The sequence below is a fragment of the Methanomassiliicoccales archaeon LGM-DZ1 genome (assembly GCA_030168595.1).
Classification (GTDB): domain Archaea; phylum Thermoplasmatota; class Thermoplasmata; order Methanomassiliicoccales; family Methanomethylophilaceae; genus Methanomethylophilus.
Genome location: CP115556.1, coordinates 1,681,731 through 1,701,624 on the forward strand (window position 1 = coordinate 1,681,731; position 19,894 = coordinate 1,701,624).

20 protein-coding genes and 2 pseudogenes are annotated in these 19,894 nt (G+C 59.1%); 16 read left to right on the forward strand and 6 right to left on the reverse strand.

Annotation, left to right across the window (positions count from 1 at the left end; translation table 11 throughout):
• Positions 1 to 37 precede the first annotated feature (37 nt).
• Genes O8W32_08285 through O8W32_08295 form a run of 3 tightly spaced genes read left to right on the forward strand, consistent with a single transcriptional unit; the run spans position 38 to position 2,082 of the window.
• Entirely contained in the window at positions 38 to 496 is a 459-nt protein-coding gene (locus tag O8W32_08285; GenBank protein ID WII09159.1) for a hydrogenase maturation nickel metallochaperone HypA, read from the forward strand.
• Positions 436 to 1,518, forward strand: a complete 1,083-nt coding sequence (hypD, locus tag O8W32_08290; protein WII09160.1) for a hydrogenase formation protein HypD — start codon at positions 436 to 438, stop codon at positions 1,516 to 1,518. Before O8W32_08285 ends, hypD begins: the two co-directional genes overlap by 61 nt.
• Positions 1,519 to 2,082: a hypothetical protein gene (locus O8W32_08295; protein WII09161.1), complete on the forward strand. Its 564-nt coding sequence runs from the start codon at positions 1,519 to 1,521 to the stop codon at positions 2,080 to 2,082.
• A 37-nt stretch (positions 2,083 to 2,119) separates the two neighbouring features.
• On the opposite strand, the gene O8W32_08300 is transcribed toward O8W32_08295, so the two are convergent.
• A complete protein-coding gene (locus O8W32_08300) occupies positions 2,120 to 2,833 on the reverse strand; it encodes a DNA alkylation repair protein (GenBank protein WII09162.1) in 714 nt (237 codons plus the stop codon).
• Positions 2,830 to 3,300, reverse strand: coding sequence for a methylated-DNA--[protein]-cysteine S-methyltransferase (locus O8W32_08305; protein WII09163.1), 471 nt, complete (start codon positions 3,298 to 3,300; stop codon positions 2,830 to 2,832). Before O8W32_08305 ends, O8W32_08300 begins: the two co-directional genes overlap by 4 nt.
• A 54-nt stretch (positions 3,301 to 3,354) precedes the next feature.
• Between O8W32_08305 and O8W32_08310 the strand changes: the two genes are divergently transcribed.
• Positions 3,355 to 4,332 carry a DUF1848 domain-containing protein gene (locus tag O8W32_08310; GenBank protein WII09164.1) on the forward strand — a complete coding sequence of 326 codons (978 nt, stop codon included), beginning with the start codon at positions 3,355 to 3,357 and terminating at the stop codon, positions 4,330 to 4,332.
• Here the strand turns inward: O8W32_08310 and O8W32_08315 are convergent.
• The 3 genes from O8W32_08315 to O8W32_08325 all read right to left on the reverse strand — a co-directional run bounded on the left by O8W32_08315 (position 4,295) and on the right by O8W32_08325 (position 6,105).
• On the reverse strand, positions 4,295 to 5,284 hold the full coding sequence (locus O8W32_08315; GenBank protein WII09165.1) for a Na+-dependent transporter: 990 nt from the start codon (positions 5,282 to 5,284) through the stop codon (positions 4,295 to 4,297). The genes O8W32_08310 and O8W32_08315 overlap by 38 nt on opposite strands.
• A 74-nt stretch (positions 5,285 to 5,358) precedes the next feature.
• The gene (locus O8W32_08320; GenBank protein ID WII09166.1) at positions 5,359 to 5,577 is read right to left on the reverse strand and encodes a helix-turn-helix transcriptional regulator; all 219 of its coding nucleotides are present in this window, start codon (positions 5,575 to 5,577) and stop codon (positions 5,359 to 5,361) included.
• A gap of 9 nt (positions 5,578 to 5,586) precedes the next feature.
• On the reverse strand, positions 5,587 to 6,105 hold the full coding sequence (locus O8W32_08325) for a hypothetical protein (GenBank protein ID WII09167.1): 519 nt from the start codon (positions 6,103 to 6,105) through the stop codon (positions 5,587 to 5,589).
• Positions 6,106 to 6,191: 86 nt separating this feature from the next.
• On the opposite strand from O8W32_08325, the gene menA reads away from it, so the two are divergent.
• Complete coding sequence (gene menA, locus O8W32_08330; GenBank protein ID WII09168.1) at positions 6,192 to 7,097, forward strand: 1,4-dihydroxy-2-naphthoate octaprenyltransferase; 906 nt, start codon at positions 6,192 to 6,194, stop codon at positions 7,095 to 7,097.
• A 37-nt stretch (positions 7,098 to 7,134) separates the two neighbouring features.
• Positions 7,135 to 7,893, forward strand: a complete 759-nt coding sequence (locus O8W32_08335) for a ubiquinone/menaquinone biosynthesis methyltransferase (protein WII09169.1) — start codon at positions 7,135 to 7,137, stop codon at positions 7,891 to 7,893.
• A 107-nt stretch (positions 7,894 to 8,000) separates the two neighbouring features.
• Here O8W32_08335 and O8W32_08340 read toward each other — a convergent pair whose 3' ends face one another.
• The gene (locus O8W32_08340; protein ID WII09170.1) at positions 8,001 to 9,425 is read right to left on the reverse strand and encodes an aminopeptidase; all 1,425 of its coding nucleotides are present in this window, start codon (positions 9,423 to 9,425) and stop codon (positions 8,001 to 8,003) included.
• A gap of 318 nt (positions 9,426 to 9,743) precedes the next feature.
• Between O8W32_08340 and O8W32_08345 the strand changes: the two genes are divergently transcribed.
• The 10 genes and pseudogenes from O8W32_08345 (at position 9,744) to O8W32_08390 (ending at position 19,894) form a co-directional block, all read left to right on the forward strand.
• Positions 9,744 to 11,219, forward strand: coding sequence for an APC family permease (locus O8W32_08345; GenBank protein WII09171.1), 1,476 nt, complete (start codon positions 9,744 to 9,746; stop codon positions 11,217 to 11,219).
• Between the two features lie 535 nt (positions 11,220 to 11,754).
• Positions 11,755 to 12,396 carry a B12-binding domain-containing protein gene (locus O8W32_08350; GenBank protein WII09172.1) on the forward strand — a complete coding sequence of 214 codons (642 nt, stop codon included), beginning with the start codon at positions 11,755 to 11,757 and terminating at the stop codon, positions 12,394 to 12,396.
• Positions 12,397 to 12,503: 107 nt separating this feature from the next.
• A pseudogene (gene mtbB, locus O8W32_08355) lies at positions 12,504 to 13,862 on the forward strand ([dimethylamine--corrinoid protein] Co-methyltransferase).
• Positions 13,863 to 13,992: 130 nt separating this feature from the next.
• A pseudogene (gene mttB, locus O8W32_08360) lies at positions 13,993 to 15,414 on the forward strand ([trimethylamine--corrinoid protein] Co-methyltransferase).
• A 73-nt stretch (positions 15,415 to 15,487) separates the two neighbouring features.
• Positions 15,488 to 16,135: a methyltransferase cognate corrinoid protein gene (locus O8W32_08365; protein WII09173.1), complete on the forward strand. Its 648-nt coding sequence runs from the start codon at positions 15,488 to 15,490 to the stop codon at positions 16,133 to 16,135.
• A gap of 88 nt (positions 16,136 to 16,223) precedes the next feature.
• Positions 16,224 to 17,744, forward strand: a complete 1,521-nt coding sequence (locus O8W32_08370; GenBank protein ID WII09174.1) for a DMT family transporter — start codon at positions 16,224 to 16,226, stop codon at positions 17,742 to 17,744.
• A complete protein-coding gene (locus tag O8W32_08375) occupies positions 17,737 to 17,871 on the forward strand; it encodes a hypothetical protein (protein WII09175.1) in 135 nt (44 codons plus the stop codon). The genes O8W32_08370 and O8W32_08375 overlap by 8 nt, the downstream gene beginning before the upstream one ends.
• Positions 17,872 to 18,290: 419 nt before the next feature.
• A complete protein-coding gene (locus O8W32_08380) occupies positions 18,291 to 18,563 on the forward strand; it encodes a hypothetical protein (protein ID WII09176.1) in 273 nt (90 codons plus the stop codon).
• Positions 18,556 to 18,690, forward strand: coding sequence for a hypothetical protein (locus O8W32_08385; GenBank protein ID WII09177.1), 135 nt, complete (start codon positions 18,556 to 18,558; stop codon positions 18,688 to 18,690). The genes O8W32_08380 and O8W32_08385 overlap by 8 nt, the downstream gene beginning before the upstream one ends.
• Before the next feature lie 568 nt (positions 18,691 to 19,258).
• Positions 19,259 to 19,894 carry a cobalamin-dependent protein gene (locus tag O8W32_08390; protein WII09178.1) on the forward strand — a complete coding sequence of 212 codons (636 nt, stop codon included), beginning with the start codon at positions 19,259 to 19,261 and terminating at the stop codon, positions 19,892 to 19,894.

A 19,894-nucleotide genomic window follows, 5' to 3' on the forward strand; every position in this document is an offset into this window, starting at 1 on the left:
GTTATCGTTTTTAATCCAATCCGCCATCCGCATAAGAATGCACGAGGCCACAGTCATCGCGAACATCGTCGACGCCGTCCTGGAGGAGCTGGGGAAGCACAAGGTCAAGAAGGTCAACTCGGTGACCATGGTTGTGGGCGACCTCACCGAGCTGGGCTACGAGCAGATGGAGTTCGCTTGGGGGGTCCTCACCGAGAACAATATCCTGAAGGGCTCCAAGATAATCTTCGAGCCTGAGAAGATCGTCGTCAGGTGCAAGGACCCGGCCTGCGGGTTCGAGGGACCGTGCAAGGAGATCGACATGGGGGAGGACACCTACGAGCACAACATCCCCGTCCTGAGCTGCCCGGTCTGCGGCGGCGGGGTCGAGGTCGTGCAGGGCATGGCCTGCCGCATCAAGAGCCTCGATGTCGATCTGGAAGAGGAGGAAAACCGATGTTCAATTACAGGGACGCAGCGACGGCCAAGAAGATCGTCGAGAAGACGAAGGAGCTAGGCGTGAAGGGCAGGTTCATGCACATCTGCGGGACCCACCAGGACACCATCGTCCGCTTCGGCCTCAAGTCCATGATGGACGAGGCCGGGGTGGAGGTCCACCAGGGGCCGGGCTGCCCGGTGTGCGTGACCACCAGCCAGGAGATCGCCGACGCCATCACGCTGGCCAGGAACGGCATCACGGTCACCGCTTTCGGGGACATGATGAGGGTCCCGACCACCATCGGTTCCCTGTTCGACGCCCGCGCGGACGGCTGCGACGTGAGGATCGTCTATTCCGTCGAGGACGCCGTCGCCATGGCGAGGAAGGAGCCTAAGAAGCCCTTCGTCTTCGTCGGCGTCGGGTTCGAGACCACCGCGCCGTCCACCGGCGTCCCCCTGCAGAAAGGGGACGTCCCGGAGAACTTCACGGTCTACAGCTGCCACCGCTACACCGCGCCCTGCGTCGAGACCATACTGAACATGGGCGAATCGAAGATCGACGGCCTGGTCATGCCCGGCCATGTCGCCGTGGTCACCGGGACCAAGGCGTTCGAGTACTTCTCCACCGAGTACGGCGTCCCCCAGGTGGTCTGCGGGTTCGAGCCCCTGGACATGCTGATGTCCTGCTACATGCTCTGCCGCCAGCTGAAGGAGGGGAGGGCGGAGATCGAGAACGAGTACACCCGGCTGGTGAAGCCCGAGGGCAACGTGAAGGCCCGCAAGATCATGGACGACACCTTCATGCCGGTCGACCGCAAGTGGCGCGGGTTCCCCATCATCCCCAAGTCCGGGATGGCCCTGAAGCCCAAGTTCGCCAAATACGATGCCACCAAAGTCTGGGAGGACATCCTCGCCAAGACCCCCCAGGTGGAAGAGGAGCCCAAGGGCTGCAACTGCGGCCAGGTCCTCCGCGGGCTGATCGACTCGGAGCAGTGCCCCATGTTCGGGAAGGCCTGCAAGCCGACCTCGCCGATGGGCCCCTGCATGGTGTCCGCCGAGGGCAACTGCAACATAGCCTACCGCTTCCGGGGGAAGGTCTGAATGAAGGAGAAGGCGTATCCGAAGGCTCCCACCCTTGTGCTCGTGATCACCAACGATTCGACCGTGATGCTCAAGGACGGGATCTGCAGCGCTTTCGAGCTCTTCGGAGGCCGCGCCCAGGAGGTCAAGAACCTGGTCGCGAGGCTGGACCTCGCCAAAAAGCGCGACGGGAGCAAGCTCTGCGAGGTGTCCTTCGGGATCGTCACGAGCCATTTCGGATATGTGCCGGCCGATTACACGGTGATGAAGTACCCCGTGTCCGAGGTCATGTCGAAGCCCGAGGATTACGAGAGGGTGCAGAAGGAGAAGGACTTCCTGGGCAAGATCGATTACACCTCCAAGCTCTTCGACCGCGTCATCGTCTGCGTGCCCAAGCACATGATGGAGATGATCATGGCGAGCAACTGCCTGCCCGAGGGCAGGGTCATCGCCGTCACCAGCCCCGATCTCAAGGAAGAGTGCCAGCAGCGCGATTGGATGTTCCTCCCCAGGAACGGGCCGCGCGTAGGCGCGGAGAACGCCGCGCTCATCATGCAGGAGATCGTGAGGATCTCCGATCCCTGACCGGCCCTGCTGCGGAATCCCGGCAGGCCTTCAGCGTTCAGCGGGTATTTCTCGGAGTCTGCAGCTGCAGTGCTAGCGCCTCTCTCAGGCGGGTCTTGTCCTCAGTGGAGACGGCGTGCGACTCGCGGATCTTCCTGACGGCCAGCCTCAGCACCTCCAGGTCCGCGCATCCGGAGACCAGCGCCTTCTCGGTCATCTCCGGGTAAGCGATGTAGCAGAACGATAGGCACCAGCCGGCGCCCATGCTGCAGTAGTATCCGGGGCTGGAGATCCGGCGCATCTGCTCTATGATCTGCGCGATGTGCTCATCATCGATGAAATGGAACAGCATCATGACCGCTCCGACGCGCATCATGAACTCTCTGCCCGTCTTCAGCATCCTCAGCGACATGTCCCAGAGCATTTCCGCGGAAGATTCGGAATCGATCTTCCATGAGCCGCAGAGGGTATCGCAGGTCCCCCAGTCTGCAATCTCCCGGGAGAACTCCTCGGTCAGACGGACCCTCTCCCGCCCGCTCATCTCGGCTTCCGCGATGACCAGGGCCTTCAGGACCTTCTGCTCATAGTAATGCGGCTCGAGCTCCAGGAACGAGCGCCAGTCGCCTTTCATGATCTTCCCGGCGAACTTCCGCAGCAGGGGCATGCGCACCCCCGCCATCCTGCCGGCATCGGGGATGATCCTGCTGTTGAACGTGCGGTAGGCTGGGTCGGCGTTCGCTTCGAGGAACGCATCGACCTCCTCCTGCTTCACGACTGCTCCTTCTCGATGGCCAGCAGGCGGGATTTCAGTTCGGACCCGCCGACGTAGCTGCCGACCCCGCCGGCCGAAGGCACGACGCGGTGGCACGGCACGATTATGGGTATCCTGTTCTCCGCGCACGCCGAACCTGCGGCGCGGACCGCCTTGGGGTGCCCGGCTGCCGCGGCCAGCTCCGTGTAGGTCACGGTCTTCCCGTAGGGTATCTCCGAGAGAGCGTGCCAGACATCGAGGCGGAAGGAGGTCCCTTCCTGCAGATAGGGGACTTCGAACTTCTTCCTGCCGCCGGCCAGGTATTCTCCTATCTCGGCGGCGGCCTCCTCGGTGACCTCCCAGGAGCCCTCCTGCATTGCGGGGAGGTTCTCGTTGGGAAGATAGACCGCCGTCACAGCATCCTCGGTACCGCATACGCTGAGCTTTCCGATTATCGTGACGAATGTCTTTATGCGCTCGTTCTCCATCGATTTCGGCTATGGGTTGAAAATTATTTATCGCATTCGGCGGATTTGTTCCCGATGATAATAAGCGCCAGCAGGCGCACAGATATCTCTGCGTTCCACTCGGAGTGGATGATGAACAGGCTCCGCGCCGGGTACTGCCTCGTCCGCAATCCTGTGTACCGTCAGCTGGTGTACCGCGTGAGCCTCGCCCGCGCGGACGTGGACGCCCTGGTCTTCATCACCAAGGACCCGTCGCCGATGCTCCAATACCTGGACGAGATCGGGCGCATGGGCCACATGTGCCTCTTCCAGGTGACCGTCACCGGCTACGGCAGGGACCTGGAGCCCGGGGTCCCTCCGAAGGCGTCCGTGACCGAGGCCTTCCGTAGGATATCGGAGAAGCTCGGCCCCGACCGCATAGCGTGGAGGTACGACCCGATAATAATCAATGAGCGCCATTCGCTCGCCTGGCACAGCAGGAAGTTCGAGACCCTCTGCGGGGAGCTGGAGGGATACACGGACCGCTGCATATTCAGCTTCCTCGACATGTACGGCAAGCTGTCGGGGCACTCGGACCTCCTGCGCTCCCTCACATCCGGCGAGATGGACGCCATGGCGGCGATGATGTCGAAGACGGCAGAGAAGCACGGGATCGGGCTGAGCTATTGCTGTCCCAGATATGATCTTTCTGCGTTCGGGATCGACAATCTCGGATGCATCGACAGGAGGACGATGACGCACCTGGGGATCCCGTTCGAGGACGAGGATTCCAAGCTGCGCGATGGATGCAGGTGCATCAAGAGCATTGACATCGGGGAGTACAACACCTGCGCGCACGGATGCCTGTACTGCTACGCGAACTCGTCCGATCCCTCCACGAGGGAGGGGAAGGTCTACGACCCGTCCGCCGAGATGCTCTCGGGGAGCCCCGGCCCGGAGGACGAGGTCGTGCCCCTGAAGGGGCGCGAGGTCCCCAGGATAACCGACTTCTTCGATTATACCCAGTACGGCAGGGTCAGGCGACGGCCCCGCCCGCTGCCTTCTCTTCGCTGAGCTCCTTCTCCATCCTCTTCTTGGAGAACAGGACGGAGTCCATGAAGGCCACCCAGATGACCTCGATGATGATCGAGCAGGCGACGGCCACCATGGCGTCGCCGATGGCCGGCCCCTCCATGACCGAGACGCACAGGGCAATGGCTATGCCCTTGTTCTTGTAGGAGATCATGAGGATGTCCGGGACGCGCTGGGCCCAGGGTATGCGGGCCTTCTTCTCCGCATAGGCGGTGAACGTCCCGAGCCCGAAATCGCGCAGGAAGGCGATGAGCATGAACACTATGAACACGTCCGCCGCCTTCGGGAAGTTGGTGGAGCTGACGGAGAGCCAGACCAGGAAGAATATGCAGCAGTTGAGGAAGACCGCCATGGAGGTCTTGCCGACCTTCACCCTCGTGAAGAGGCGGGAGACCACCAGCGGGATGCCGATGATCTCGATGACGGTCTTCACCACGCTGTACATGTCGACGGTCTCGCCCAGGGTGACCCAGATGATGAAGGGGATCCACACCAGGTCGACGACGTAGACGATGATGGTGGAGCGCAGGGCATGCTCCAGGTCCCCCCTCAGTATGAGGGAGAGCGGGCCCACCGAGGCGGCGAACGGCGCGGCGGCGATGAACACCAGCCCCTCGGCGTAGCGGCCGTAGGCCTCGGTGCCGTCGAGGATGTAATAGGCGATCAGCGGGATGATGCTGGCGAGGACGATCCCCAGCAGAACGGCGCGGGCCACCGACCGGCGGTGCTCGATGGGATTGAGGTTCCTGTAGGGGATCCTGGATAGCGTGATCGTCATCATGATAGCCAGCACCAGTATGGTGATGTTGCTGCGGCGGTCGGACGTCAGGACATCCCCGGGGAAGAAACCGCCGTAATTGGTGATCAGCGAGACGACAAGGGCCAGCCCCATCATGAAGGCGGTGCTGCACAGGAGCTTCAGGATGACTTTCATTGCAATAGGAAGTCGGAGCCACTATTAATATATTGATTATCATTAAATTATTAACGATAATCAATAATTAATGATCACTCGGGCTTCTCATCCTCGATGTACTCGAGGATGTCGCCGGGCTGGCAGTCCAGGGCCCTGCAGATCCCGTTCAGCGTCGAGAACCTGATGGCGCAGATCTTCCCCGTCTTTATGTTGGAGAGGTTCACGTTGCTGATGCCGACCATCTTAGCCAGCTGGTTGAGAGAGATCTTCCTGTCGGCCATCACCCTGTCCAATCTGAGAACTATCGTCATGCCGTCGCCTCACAGGGTATGGTCCGATTCGTCCTGCAGGAGGGAACCGTAGCGGATGATCAGAGCGAACATGTAGAGGACGACGGCGATGAGCACGCATCCGAAGAACATGAAGGAGATGACGGCCAGGCCGTTGCCGCCGGCCGCTTCCAGCACCAGGAACGCCACGGCGCATACGAGGTAGCTTTTGGAGACCATCTTGATCCTGGAGGTGTTGGTCTCGGTGAAGGGGCTGTGCTCCGTGTAGATGGAGACCATGACCTGATACGTCGTGAACACGGTGATGACCGCCAGCGCGAAGATCAGGAGCATTATCAGGTATGCTGACACTGCCTCGGCGTCCGTTCCGTCAGTGAAATCGGAGCCGATGAACCCTCCGAGGAATTCGCGCATGCCGTCCGAGAACAGCGACCCGGCGCCCAGCACCATCAGCGCACCGATGATGGCCGACAGGACGGCAGTGCCGGCGAACATGACCTTGGATCCGTACAGGCACACCTTCTTCAGTGTGGAGAGGTCTCCCTTCATATGCCAGTTATATCAGGCCCTGTTCTTTTATTTATCGATAGTCGATAACGCAAGACTACTTTAAGCACCTCGGCAATCCCGTGCGCATGGCAGATGTGAAGCCCGTTAAGGCCGGATGGTTCAACGTGTTCCGGTCCTGGACCCTCCACGGCGCGGTGGTGCCCGTGCTCATCGGCGGCGCCGTCGCCTACGCCGACGGGGAGTTCTGCTGGTGGATCTTCCTTCTGGTGCTCGCCGGGGGATGCCTGCTGCAGTCGGCGTCCAACATCCTCAACACCTACGGCGATTTCGCCAAGGGGACGGACACCGTCGATAACGAGACCCGCTCCCCCGAGCTCGTCACGGGCGCTCTTTCCCCCAAGAAAGTGTTCTTGGCGGGGATGGCCTGCCTGGGAATCACCGCCGCCATCGGTCTGGTGCTGATCTGGCACATAGGATGGGGGATCCTCTGGTTCGGTATCGCCGGCATAGCCGGGGCCGGCCTGTACACCGTAGGAGTGGCCTACAAGTACCATGGGATGGGGCAGATCTGCTGCTTTATCCTCATGGGTCTGCTCATGCACACCGGGACCTACTATGCCATGGCCGGCACGGTCACCTGGGAGGCATTCCTGCTGGGTCTTCCGAACGCGTTCCTGATCACGTCCGTCCTGAGCGGCAACGAGATGCGCGACTACTGGGAGGACAGGAAGGCGGGCGTCGGCACCCTCTCCGGGCACATGACCTACGCCCACAGCATGATGCTCTACAGGGCGGAGGGATGCGCCGCCTATGTGATCCTGGCGGCGATAATCATAGCTGGCGCCGTGCCGTGGACCTGCGCGCTTGCGTTCGCGGCCCTGTGGGACCTGAAGAAGGTCTTGGACAATTCAAAGCTGGCGCCGACCGAGGCGGGGCCCAGCAGGCTGCTGGTCCCGATGGCGTTCAGCCACAACTGGCATTTCGGTGTCCTCCTGACCGCAGGATACCTGATAGGGTACTTCCTGCTGTGATCGGGCTGCGGGGTACCGGAGGATGAGGTGAGAGACAATGGCTGAGGAAGAAGTCAAACCCAACGGAACGCAGTTCGACGGCAAGGAGGTCTACGTGAAAGATGTGTTCACGGAGATCGCGTCGTACTATGATGAGATGAACGAGATAATGTCCCTGAGGATGATCCAGAGCTGGCACAGGTACATGATGAAGCTCGCCGGGGACATCTCGGGGAAGAACTGCATCGACATCGGCACCGGGACGGGCGAAATAGCGTTCCTGGTCGCCGAGCACGCCGGCCCGGAGGGGCACGTGACCGGGCTGGACATCACCCCGGAGATGCTGAAGTACGCCGAGTCCAAAATGCCGGAGAGGCATCTCCCGAGGCCGGTGGAGTTCGTCGAAGGGGATGCCCTCAATCTGCAGTACCCCGATGAGACCTTCGACCTGGTCACCAGCGGGTACATGCTGAGGAACGTAAACGACGTCCAGAAGGCGATCTGCGAGATGAACCGCGTCCTCAGGAAAGGGGGCAAGGCGGTGGTGGCCGAGATGGCCACTCCGGACAACAGGGTCATCCGCTATTTCTTCAATATATACATGAAGTACCGCGTCCAGAAGATCGGGAGGAAGTACGACAAGGGGGAGTCCATAGACGGGAAGATGCCTGCCTACGATTGGCTCGCCAACTCCATCAAGGGCTTCCCTCACGGCGAGATCATGGAGGAGAAGTTCAGGAAGGCCGGGTTCACTGATGTGAAGGCCCACAAGAAGAACTTCGGCGCGGTTTACATATACGAAGGAGTGAAGGAGTGAGAAACAAGCGGCGGGCTTCCGCCGCCTCTCTTCCTATTCTTTATCACTATTAAAAAGAAGAATTATGGAAAGGGGGCACGGCCCCCTTCAGAAGTTTATCGGTCCCTTCAGACGGTCTTCGGCTTCTTGTAGTTGTAGTAAGCGTAGATCGCCTTGTAGAGGAGGTAGTCATCGGCTTTCGATGTGACCTCCAGGGGAGCGTGCATCGACAGGACGGGGACTCCCATGTCCACGGTGTCGAGGTTGTGGATCGATATGTCCACGGCGATGGTACCTCCGCCGCCGACATCGGTCTTGCCGAGCTCGCCGACCTGCCAGGGCACGTCGGCCTCCTTGAGGATGCCCCTGAGGTAGCCCATGACCTCCGCCGAGGCGTCGTTGGTCGAGTATTTCCCGCCGGCGCCGGTGTACTTGGACACGACAGGCCCCCTTCCGAGGAAGGAGCAGTTCTGAGGCTCGAAGGCCTCGGGCCATGCGGGGTCCACCGCGGCGTTGACATCGCAGGACAGGCACATGGATTTCCTCAGGACATGGCGGATGGGGAATCCCCATGCGGAAGCGACATCCTCCAGGAAATCCTTCCAGAAGACGGACCTCATGCCGGTGGGGCCGTCGGAGCCGGTCTCCTCTTTGTCGGCGAAGACCATCATGGTGGTGAACTCAGGCTTCTTGGTGTCCATCTCGGCCTTGAACTGGGCGAAGGCGCAGACCTTGTCGTCCTGCCCGTAGGCCCCGACCATGGACCTGTCGAACCCGATGTCCATGGGCTCGTACGCAGGTATGGCGCAGAGCTCGGCGGACAGGAAGTCCTCCTCCTTGAACCCGTACTTCTCGTGCAGGATCTCCATGATGTTCAGCTTGACCTTCTGGGACACCTTGTCGTCCTTGAACGGCCAGGAGCCGATCAGGACGTTCAGCTGCTCGGCGTCGATGATCTTGTTGCCGGGCTTGGACACCTGGTCCCTCGCGAGGTGGGGCAGGAGGTCGGTGATGCAGAACCTCGGGTCGCCGGGCTCCTCTCCGACGCGCACTTTGATGGTCTTGCCGTCTGCCAGGGTGACGACGCCGTGCAGCGACAGGGGGATGACGGTCCACTGGTACTTCTTGATCCCTCCGTAGTAGTGGGTCTTGAAGTATGCCATGTCGGTGGATTCGAAAAGGGGGTTGGGCTTGAAGTCGAGCCTGGGGCTGTCCACGTGGGCGACGCTGATCCTGACGCCCTCGGACACAGGCCTTTTCCCGAAGGTCATCAGGATGAGGTTCTTCCCGCGGTTGTTGAAGTAGACCTTGTCGCCGGCATCGTACTTGGTGCCGATCTTGAACTCCTTGTAGCCTGCCTTCTGGGCGAGCGGCAGCGTGTAGTCGAGTATCTCGCGCTCGGTCTTGTAATGCAGAAACTGCTTGTACTCCTCGGCGTAGTCCATAGCCTCGCGGAGGAGGCCGTTGTCGGCCTCTCCGACGATCTTGGGCTTCATGAGAAGCTCTTCTTCCAGTTTCTGGCCGGCGCTCTTCTCTTCTTTTTTGCTAGCCATGGATACTGGTGATGCCCAGCGGATATTTTACATAATCGTACCGACGGGATATTTGTAGAAGGACAGACGGACCCGGTCCCCCTCAGGTGTTCCTGGCGTGAGACGCTTCTTTATCCATCATTATTAATGCTTTTCTTTTTATTTATAATCGAAAATCCATCAAATATAAACATTACGGCTGATGGCATTAAAGTCTTAAATAGAGTGTAAAAAGGTTTTCTTACACGGCGGCGGCCCTCCCAGAAAGAAGGCCGCATAAACGGTCCGGCAGACCGTTCCGTTCCTCCGGGAACGGTGCGTCAAGTGTGTGTGGTAATAATGGCAGAAGAACAAGCCGAAGGCGGATTGAAGCGTTCCGTGAGCTGGAAGCAGGGTCTGTTCATCGCGATGGGCGTTCCCATCCTGATCCTGCCTTCCCTGGCGGATGTCAGCAACATCGTATGGGGACTGTGCATCTTCGTTTGGACGATCTCGGTCCTGCAGGGCTTCCTGCAGAACATGGCGTACGGGGAGATGGTCACGGTGTTCCCGAAGGCCACCGGGCTTCCCGGGTGCGCGCAGACGGTTTTCAAGCCCAAAGACCCGAACAATCCCCATGACATGAGGAAGTTCATAGGCGCCTTCAGCGCCTGGTGCTACTGGTTCGCATGGTGCCCCGTGGTGGCGATATTCACCATGATGATCGGGGACTATCTCGTCCAGATGTTCGAGTGGGACATCGAGGGATGGACCTACCTCGGCCTTTACATGGCCGTTGGGCTGATCATCGTCGCTGTGATGTATGTTCTCGGGGTAAGGGGCCTCGAGGGGGGAGCCAGGCTCGGGATGATCCTGGCTATCGTGTCTGTTATACCTATAATAATCATCGTTGCCGGTGCCTTCATCTCGGGGGAGTTCGAGTTCGCGAACATCACCGACAACATCACATCGCCCGACTGGAGCTGGGACTTCGAGGACATCGTCCTCCTGTTCGGATGCTTCGGGCTGGCCCAGTGGAGCGCCTGCGCATGGGAGACCGCGGCCATCTACGGCCCCGAATACGAGAATCCCGGCAAGGACGTCCCCAAGGCGCTCTTCAGCTGCGGGATGATCTGCCTCTTCATGTACTTCTTCGTGTCTGTAGGCGTCTACGGATCGTTCGATCAGAGCGACCCGGACGATGCGGCGCTCATGACCAATGCCATCCTGGCGCCTCTCTCCGAGGCCGTCTTCGGGGACACCGGGAAGTACGTTGCCCTGTTCCTCCTGATCATCGCTATGGTGCTCGTCATCCAGACCGGGTTCCTCGGTTCCTCCAGGACGCTGTACTCGATGGCGGGCGAGGGGAACCTGCCCGAGTGGTTCGGGAAGGTCAACGGCAGGGGCATGCCGGCCAACGCCATGCTCTTCGTCTGTGTCTTCAACATGCTGCTGGTGTTCATCGTCGGATACAGCGGCTGCGTGGCCAAGTCCGGAGATACCAGTTCGACCATCCTATCGGCCTCGGCCATCGGGTACTGCCTCGCCAACGGCATCGCCCTCGCGGCGTTCGTCAAGTCCAGGCGGGACCCCGAGTTCAGGGACCTTCCGAGGCCGTACTCCGCGCCCAAGTGCTGGATCTATCCGATCGCCGCCATGGTGTTCGTGCAGTTCGTCCTGTGGTTCCCCTGCCTCGTGTACTGGAGCTACAACCTGGGGGACAGCATCACGCCCGCGATCATCGCAGGCATAATCCTCATCTGCTACCTGCCTCTATGGTGGATTGTTCAGACCAGAAGATTGGGCGGGACGGCCGAAGCCGAAGCATCCGACTGACCGAAACATCTTCCGGCGCCTCCGGGCGCCGATTCCTTTTTCTTTGCCTATTATATATTATAGGAGAGAGACTAAGAGAGGAACCGCTTCCGGGCGGTTCCTGTTCGATGGTTATATCATTCATCCAATAATGCGAGTTCCGTATGGATGCTTTTGGACGGCGGCCGAAAAGGATCGGAATCGGCCCCCTAAATTGATTTTATTTGTACACTGGAGCATGACTGCTTAAAATGCCCAACAAATGTACATTGTTTAGTAAAACCACAATACAAATATCTAAGATATTATTAATCAGCAATTAATCTGAAGGAGGCAATCTGCGGGGATAAACGGCATAACAAAAGAGGGAAATTATACTGCATTTAATGAAGGTTATATAATCCATCCAACAGTATATATACATTACTAATTATCGAATGGGATTATCCGATAAAACTAATATAAAAACATTTATACGAATGCTCACTCAAGGTTAAATACATCCAAGTGAGTGCTTAGCCCAACGGTTGAATCTCAACCGACTAGAGGAGAGAAAATGGCAGATTTTGAAAACGAGAAAAAAGCCCTGCATGACGCAATGGTCGCATACAAGGTTCCCGGGATCCTTGACGCGGTCGAGAAGGCCCGCGCCGCCGGGATGAACGCCAACGACATCATCAACGCCATGGGTGACGGGATGACCGACGTCGGAGTCCTCTTCGAGAGGGGGAAGCTCTTCCTCCCGCACGTCCTGTCCGCCGCGGCCGGAATGACCAAGGCCATGGAGACCCTCAACAAGGACCTCGCCGCCCAGGGAGGCGCCGAGACCAAGAAGAAAGGCGTCGCCGTCATGGGGACCGTCGAGGGAGATGTCCACGACATCGGCAAGTCGATCTGCTCCACCATGCTCCAGTGCGCAGGGTTCGAGGTGCACGACCTCGGCCGCGACGTCCCGAAGCAGAAGTTCGTCGACGAGGTCGCCGCCGGAGCCGGCTACTGCGGGATGTCCGCCCTCATGACCACCACCATGACCGTCATGAAGGACGTCATCGGCATGCTCAAGGACGCAGGCCTCCGCGACAAGACCGTCGTCATGGTCGGCGGAGCCCCCATCACCCAGTCCTACTGCGACAAGATCGGCGCGGACATCTACGGAGAGTCCGCCTCCGAGACTGTCTCGAAGGTCAAGGACCTTTGAAGGGACCGCAGGATCGAATCAAAACCTCTAATCATACTCTCAACCAAGTGGTACCTATGGCAGCACAGGAATATTACACCAGAATGGGAGACGGCAAGAGAGTCACCATGACCAAAGAGCAGATCATGGCCGACATCCAGGCCGGTACCGCGGACGCCGCGGACATGGGGTCCATCCCCGCACTGACCGATGATGACATGGCGAGGATCGCCGACATCATCATGGACAAGAACAGGGTCGTATCCGTCGAGCCCGGGAACGAGGTCGTCCTGACCTACGATATCGGACAGCTTGACTTCACCGGCGACAACGGGAACTCCGGAAACGGAGTCGACATGGGCAGGCTCGAGGCCGCTCTCCTCCACGAGAGGGCGCTCGGCGCCGACACCTTCGAGCTCGCGCACTCTGACTACTCGATCAAACCCGTGAAGCCTGTCATCGCTATGGAGATGCAGACCATGGAGGAGATCCAGCAGGAGATCGTCGCGCCTTACTTCTACGGCGCGATGCCCAACATGGGACTCTACTACGCCCCTGACGGACCCTACGGGAACCCCGCCGACCTGATGAGGGAGTTCAAGATCGACGAGTCCATGCAGCAGTCCGAGCTCGCTTCCGAGCACATGGCCCGCGACATCGAGTACGTCGGGAACAAGATCCTCTCCGCCGGTGCCGACGGTTTCGACTTCGACACCATGGCATCCGCGGGAGATGCAGACTTCGTCGGCGGCCTCAAGGGCGTCGAGGCCCTCAGGAAGGCCAACCCCCTGGCATACATCAACACCGGAATGGCCGGAGAGTCCGTCATGGGAATCCACGGCGGCATCGAGTTCCACGGGAAGACCGTGGCCGGAATGTTCCCCCACCAGCAGGTCAAGATGTGCGAGGAGGCCGGAGCCAACGTCTTCGGTGCCGTCTGCAACACCAACACCAGCAAATCGCTCGCCTGGAACATGGCCCGCGCCGTCACCTTCGTGAAGGAGTGCGTCAAGCAGGCCAACATACCTGTGCACTGCGACCTCGGAATGGGCGTCGGAGGAATACCCATGTTCGAGACCCCGCCGATCGACGCTGTCTCCAGGGCCAGCAAGGCCATGGTCGAGATCGCGCACTGCGACGGTGTCTAGATCGGAGTCGGGGACCCTGTCGGAATGGACATGGCCCACATGATCGCCTCCGGAATGGGCGGAATCCGCACCGCGGGAGACCTCGTCGCCCGCATGGAGTACGCGAAGAACATGAAGGTCGGCGCTGCCAAGGAGTACGTCGCCAAGAAGCTCGGTGTCTCGACCCTCGAGATCGCCGACGAGCACGTCATGAGGGAGCTCAGGGAGGACCTCGGAATCGGAGTCGTCACCGGAGTGCCCGGCGCGCCCAGGGGAATCGCGGCCAAGATGAACATCGAGAAGCTGCTCGGAATCAAGATCAACAGCTGCGAGAAGTTCAGGCAGAGCCTCAAGAACTAAACCTAATCATTAACGCTTAAGAAGGAGGAAGAAAACAATGGGAGTTATTGTACCCGAGTACCCCGCTCAGACTCAGCTGAACGGAATCAAATTCGAGCTTTTCACCGACGACGAGATCCGCAGGATCGACATGGCCACCAGGGATGTCCTGGAGACCTACGGCGTCCAGGTGTCCGACGAGGAAGGCCGCCAGATCTTCAAGAAGGCCGGCTGCCCCGTCGACGAGGCGACCCACATGGTCAAGATCCCCGGCCACGTCCTCGACATGGCCCTCGCCACCGTCCCCAAGAAGTTCTACTGCTACGGCAGGGACGAGAGCAGGACCTTCTCCCAGGAGTGGAAAGGCAAGGTGCACTACACCTGCTTCGGAACCGGTATCCAGGTCTGCGACTACAAGGGACACGGCAAATACGAGACCAGGGACTCCAACGAGGAGGACCTCGCCAACATCGCGAGGCTCTGCGACTGGTGCGACGGCCTCTCCTACTTCTCCCTGCCTGTTTCCGCAAGGAACTGGGCCGGAAAGGGTGCCGAGGATGTCCACGAGCTCCTGACCTCCCTGAAGAACACCACCATGCACTTCCACCACATCGACCCCGTCGCCGGCAACGTCGAGTTCTACCGCGACATGGTCCTCGCCTACTACCACGGCGACGAGGCCCAGGCCCGCGCGAAGCCCATCATGTCCATGCTGGTCTGCCCGACCTCCCCGCTGGAGCTGTCCTACAACGCGTCCCAGTGCATCATCAAGGGAGCCAGGTACGGCATCCCGGTGAACGTCCTGTCCATGGCCATGGCCGGAGGATCCTCCTCCGTCTTCCTGGCCGGAACCCTCGTCACCCACAACGCTGAGGTCCTGTCCGGTATCGTGCTCTCCCAGCTCGCCTGCCCCGGCGCGAAGGTCTGGTACGGATCCTCGACCACCACCTTCGACCTCAAGAGGGGAACCGCTCCTGTCGGATCCCCCGAGCTCGGCCTGATCTCCGCGTCCGTCGCGAAGCTCGGCCAGTACTACGGAATGCCCGTCTTCACCGCCGGTATGTAGACCGACGCCAAGGTGCCCGACGGACAGGCCGGACACGAGAAGACCATCACCTCCCTCGCAGCCGCCCTCGCCGGTGTCAACATGATCTACGGCAGCGGAATGCTGGAGCTCGGAATGACCTTCTCCCTCGAGCAGATGGTCATCGACAACGATATCATCCGCATGGAGAGGAGGTTCATGGAGGGTGTCCCCGTCACCGACGAGACCCTCGCCGTCGACGCCATCAAGGAGATCGGAGTCGGGAACGACTTCATCGCCCACCCCTCCACCATGGAGAACATCGAGCTCGCTTCCGACCCCCTGGTCTTCAACAGGCTCATGCTCGGAGACTGGAGGAACGCTGGTTACAAGGACGCCGCCGATGCCGCCCACGACATCGTCGTCGATGTCCTGAAGAACCACGAGGTCAAGCCCATCGAGGCCGATGTGCTCGCCAAGATGGAGGAGATCGCGAAGAAGGCCGACCAGGCATACCTGAAGAGGGCTGCCCAGGAGGAGAGCCAGTAAACAGTAAGGGGGGAACCCCGAAACCTTTTACCTCCGGGCCCGCCCGGAGGGTTCATCTAGAGGAGAAATAGAAATGAGTCAGGAACTTAACGACAGGGCCATCAAAGCTGTGATGACCTACAACATCAACGAGTCCAAGAAAGTCGCCCAGGACGCCCTCGACCAGGGAGCGGACCTCGTCGACCTGATCCAGAACGGATACACCGTCGGCATCAACAAGGTCGGAGACCTCTACGAGCAGAAGAAGCTCTTCCTCCCCCACATCATGGCCGCCGCTAACGCCATGAACGCGGGAGTCGACCTGCTGACCCCCCACCTCGGCGACAAGTCGGACAAGACCGAGTCCCTCGGCAAGTTCGTCATCTGCACCATCGAGGGAGACATCCACTCGATCGGGAAGGACATCGTCGCCATCATGCTGAAGGTCGCCGGGTTCGATGTCATCAACCTCGGCAGGGACATCCCCCTGAAGCAGATCGCCCAGGCCGTCGCCGACAACAACGCCGTCGCCGTCGGGACCTCCGCCCTCATGACCTCCACCATGGTCAACCAGAAGGCCTTCGAGGAGATCATGAAGAAGCAGGGACTCAAGGGCAAGTGCCTCACCAACGTCGGCGGGGCCCCTGTCACCCAGGACTGGGCCGACGAGATCGGAGCGGATGTCTACTCCGAGAACGCCCAGGACTGCGTTGCCAAGATGGTCAAGGCCGTGAAGGGCTGATCATTTCCCGCGCCCTCCGCTTCACGGCGGGGGGTGCCAAACCCCTTAGGCTCGCGGCGCCGGCTTGAAAGCCGCGGTGTGTGGTAATATGGCAGAGAACATCAAGCCTCAGGCTAATCCGGCCGATTACAGGCCGAACGAAACGCCTGTCGATATCGAGACCCTCGTGAAGGCGGATCACAAGAAGAAGATCCGTTTCGGTCTCATCATGGGAATCCTTTGCGCGCTGTACTGGGGAGTGTGGTATGTCCCCGGGTACGCCGTATACGACCTTCCCGACCTTCTCAACAGTCTTTCAGCTAATCTCACAGAGAACCATCCCAGCCTCAGCACGGATGCGAACACGCTCATGGTATGCGTGTTCCTCACCGGCCTCAACGCCATCGCCTGCGCTCTGGTGCTGTTCATCTGGAACGGCGCCCTGGGAAAGCTCCCCGAGTTCCACAGGACCCTTGTGGAGTTTAAGGCGGCCAGCAAGTACTTCCTCCTCGCGGGGATCTGCGGCGCCTGTGCTGTCTCGGGAACTTATATCGCTGCAACTTTCCTCAGCCCCGGTTTCGCGGCCATCGCCGGCCTGCTGTATCCTATAATCGGGACCACTATGTCCGTCCTGTACCTGAAGCAGAAGGTCTCCAAGAGGGGATACCTGGCTATCATCGTGCTGCTGGCGGGCGGTATCACTCTCTACTCCGGAACCCTCATCGCCGGGAACACCGACAGCTCCAACCCCACGCTCGGAGCGATCGGAGGTATCATGGCGGCAGTCGGATGGGGATTCGAAGGTGTCGTCGCCGGAAAGGCGCTCGATATCTGCGAGCCCGATGTCGGGCTTCACCTCAGGTTCTGCTTCGAGGCGCTCTTCTGGATCATCGTCATGCTCATCTTCACCGGATGCGGCTACAACCTGTTCTACTCCATCGGAGATGTCTTCGGCGACCCCGCGGACTTCGTCGTCGTGCTCATGCTGGGTCTTTCCTTTGCATGGTGCTACGTCACGTGGTACAAGTCGTTCCCGTTCCTGGGAGTGGCCAGAGGGCAGGCCGTCGGAAGCCTGTACGCCGCCTGCGCGGTCATCTTCCTGATCATCTTCTTCGGACCCGAGGACGCACTCGGATACGATGACGATTCTATGGCGCTCATCGTCGGCTCGACCATCGCCGGGCTGATCATCTGCCTCATCGGGAGCTTCCTCATCGCCACCGAAGACAGCGAAGGGCTCGTCAGCCTCAGGGCCGAGAACGAGCCTGCCGATGAGAACGGGCACGCTGCGAACACCGTCGAGCCTATGGACGACCACGGCAAGATCATCAGGAAGGCGCCGATCAAGTTCCGCCTGATGCAGATCCTCGAGAACGGGGGCCCGCAGTGGAGCTACGAGGTCGTCGACAAGCTGTGCGAAGAGTACGGCATGAAGTCCGAGCACGACAAGCACATGGTGAACTACGACCTGATCGAGATGACCTCGGCCGGATTCCTCAGGGAAGAAGGCTACGAGATCGACACCGAGGGCAAGCTGAACAAGGACCACCTCCTCGTGAAGTACGCCATCACCGATCTCGGGATCACCACCATCGACGAGCTCAAGACGAAGGTGAGACACTATGAGTAACTGGGATGCATACGCGGGCCACTTCGCCGACGGCATACCTGCCGGCGAGATCATCAGCACCGTGTTCATCATTGCCCTCTGCGCATTCGGCGTCATCATCGCGCGCTGGATGTACAAGCAGCTCTGAAAGGGCATGAACAGGGGGCCTTCCGGCCCCCTCCAAACATCCTGAAACCTTTTGCTCCTTTTTTCTATTGTATATGTACATGCCTGCAGAGCATTGCCTCCGGGGCATTCTATCATGCGCTGCGGACGGCCGCCGGTGCCGCTTGTTCGTGCCGTCCGATGTCCGGTCAGGGGCCAGCGATATCCTTTCGGACGGGCTGGGCAGGTCTCCTTTTCTTTCTATATTTAAATGTTTGTTTAAAACTGGGGCTATGGGATGGATCCTGCCCGTTCCGGCATCCGGAACGGCACATTTTTCGTTTCCAATCGAATCCATAATTTCTATGCATTTTGATTGAAATTAGATATCAATCCACTATTTTCTGAATTAGTGAATAAATGACTAATTAATCCGAAAAATCTTGACGAAAGTTCCGCCTGATGCAGATCCTCGAGAACGGGGGCCCGCAGTGGAGCTACGAGGTCGTCGACAAGCTGTGCGAAGAGTACGGCATGAAGTCCGAGCACGACAAGCACATGGTGAACTACGACCTGATCGAGATGACCTCGGCCGGATTCCTCAGGGAAGAAGGCTACGAGATCGACACCGAGGGCAAGCTGAACAAGGACCACCTCCTCGTGAAGTACGCCATCACCGATCTCGGGATCACCACCATCGACGAGCTCAAGACGAAGGTGAGACACTATGAGTAACTGGGATGCATACGCGGGCCACTTCGCCGACGGCATACCTGCCGGCGAGATCATCAGCACCGTGTTCATCATTGCCCTCTGCGCATTCGGCGTCATCATCGCGCGCTGGATGTACAAGCAGCTCTGAAAGGGCATGAACAGGGGGCCTTCCGGCCCCCTCCAAACATCCTGAAACCTTTTGCTCCTTTTTTCTATTGTATATGTACATGCCTGCAGAGCATTGCCTCCGGGGCATTCTATCATGCGCTGCGGACGGCCGCCGGTGCCGCTTGTTCGTGCCGTCCGATGTCCGGTCAGGGGCCAGCGATATCCTTTCGGACGGGCTGGGCAGGTCTCCTTTTCTTTCTATATTTAAATGTTTGTTTAAAACTGGGGCTATGGGATGGATCCTGCCCGTTCCGGCATCCGGAACGGCACATTTTTCGTTTCCAATCGAATCCATAATTTCTATGCATTTTGATTGAAATTAGATATCAATCCACTATTTTCTGAATTAGTGAATAAATGACTAATTAATCCGAAAAATCTTGACGAATGAACTTTAAAATAGAAATGTTTAAATATAATAATCTAAAAAAATTTAATTCGCCAGAAAATACTTAAATAGATAACTTCCATCTATTGAATCAGACAAAAGAAGACCTGAAGCATGCACGGAAGTCATGCGGCAGTCTTTCGGCGTCTGGAGTGGTAATATGGCAAATGAAGAGATTCTGGCGGATCTTAAGAAGTCCGTCGAGACCTGGAACTTCGCGCTCTGCAAGGAAGCTACCCAGAAAGCTATCGACGCGAAGATGCCCGTTTCCGAGATCATGGACAAGGGCCTCGGAAAGGGAATGGAGACCATCGGACAGAGGTTCAACGACGCGGAGATCTTCCTGCCACAGGTCGTCGCTGCATCCAAGACCATGGAAATGGCCATCAAGATGCTCGAGCCCCTTATGACCGGCGGAGCTACCGCGACGAAGGGAACCGTTGTCATGGGAACCGTCGAGGGAGACATCCATGAGATCGGGAAGAACGTCTGCTGCGCGATGCTCCGCGGAGCAGGGTACAAGGTCATCGATGTCGGACCCGACGCCGACCCGCAGACCTTCCTCGACGCTGCCGAGGAGAACGACGCCAAGATCATCGGAGGCTCTGCCCTGATGACCACCACCCTCGAGTCCCAGAGGGATATCGTCAACGCCAACAACGAGGACGGCAAGAAGTACAAGTGCATCTTCGGAGGAGCTCCCTGCTCCAAGGAGTGGTGCGATGAGATCGGCGCCGACGGATACTCCGAGACCAGCTCCGAGATCGTCGAGCTCGTCAAGAAGCTCATGGAGTGA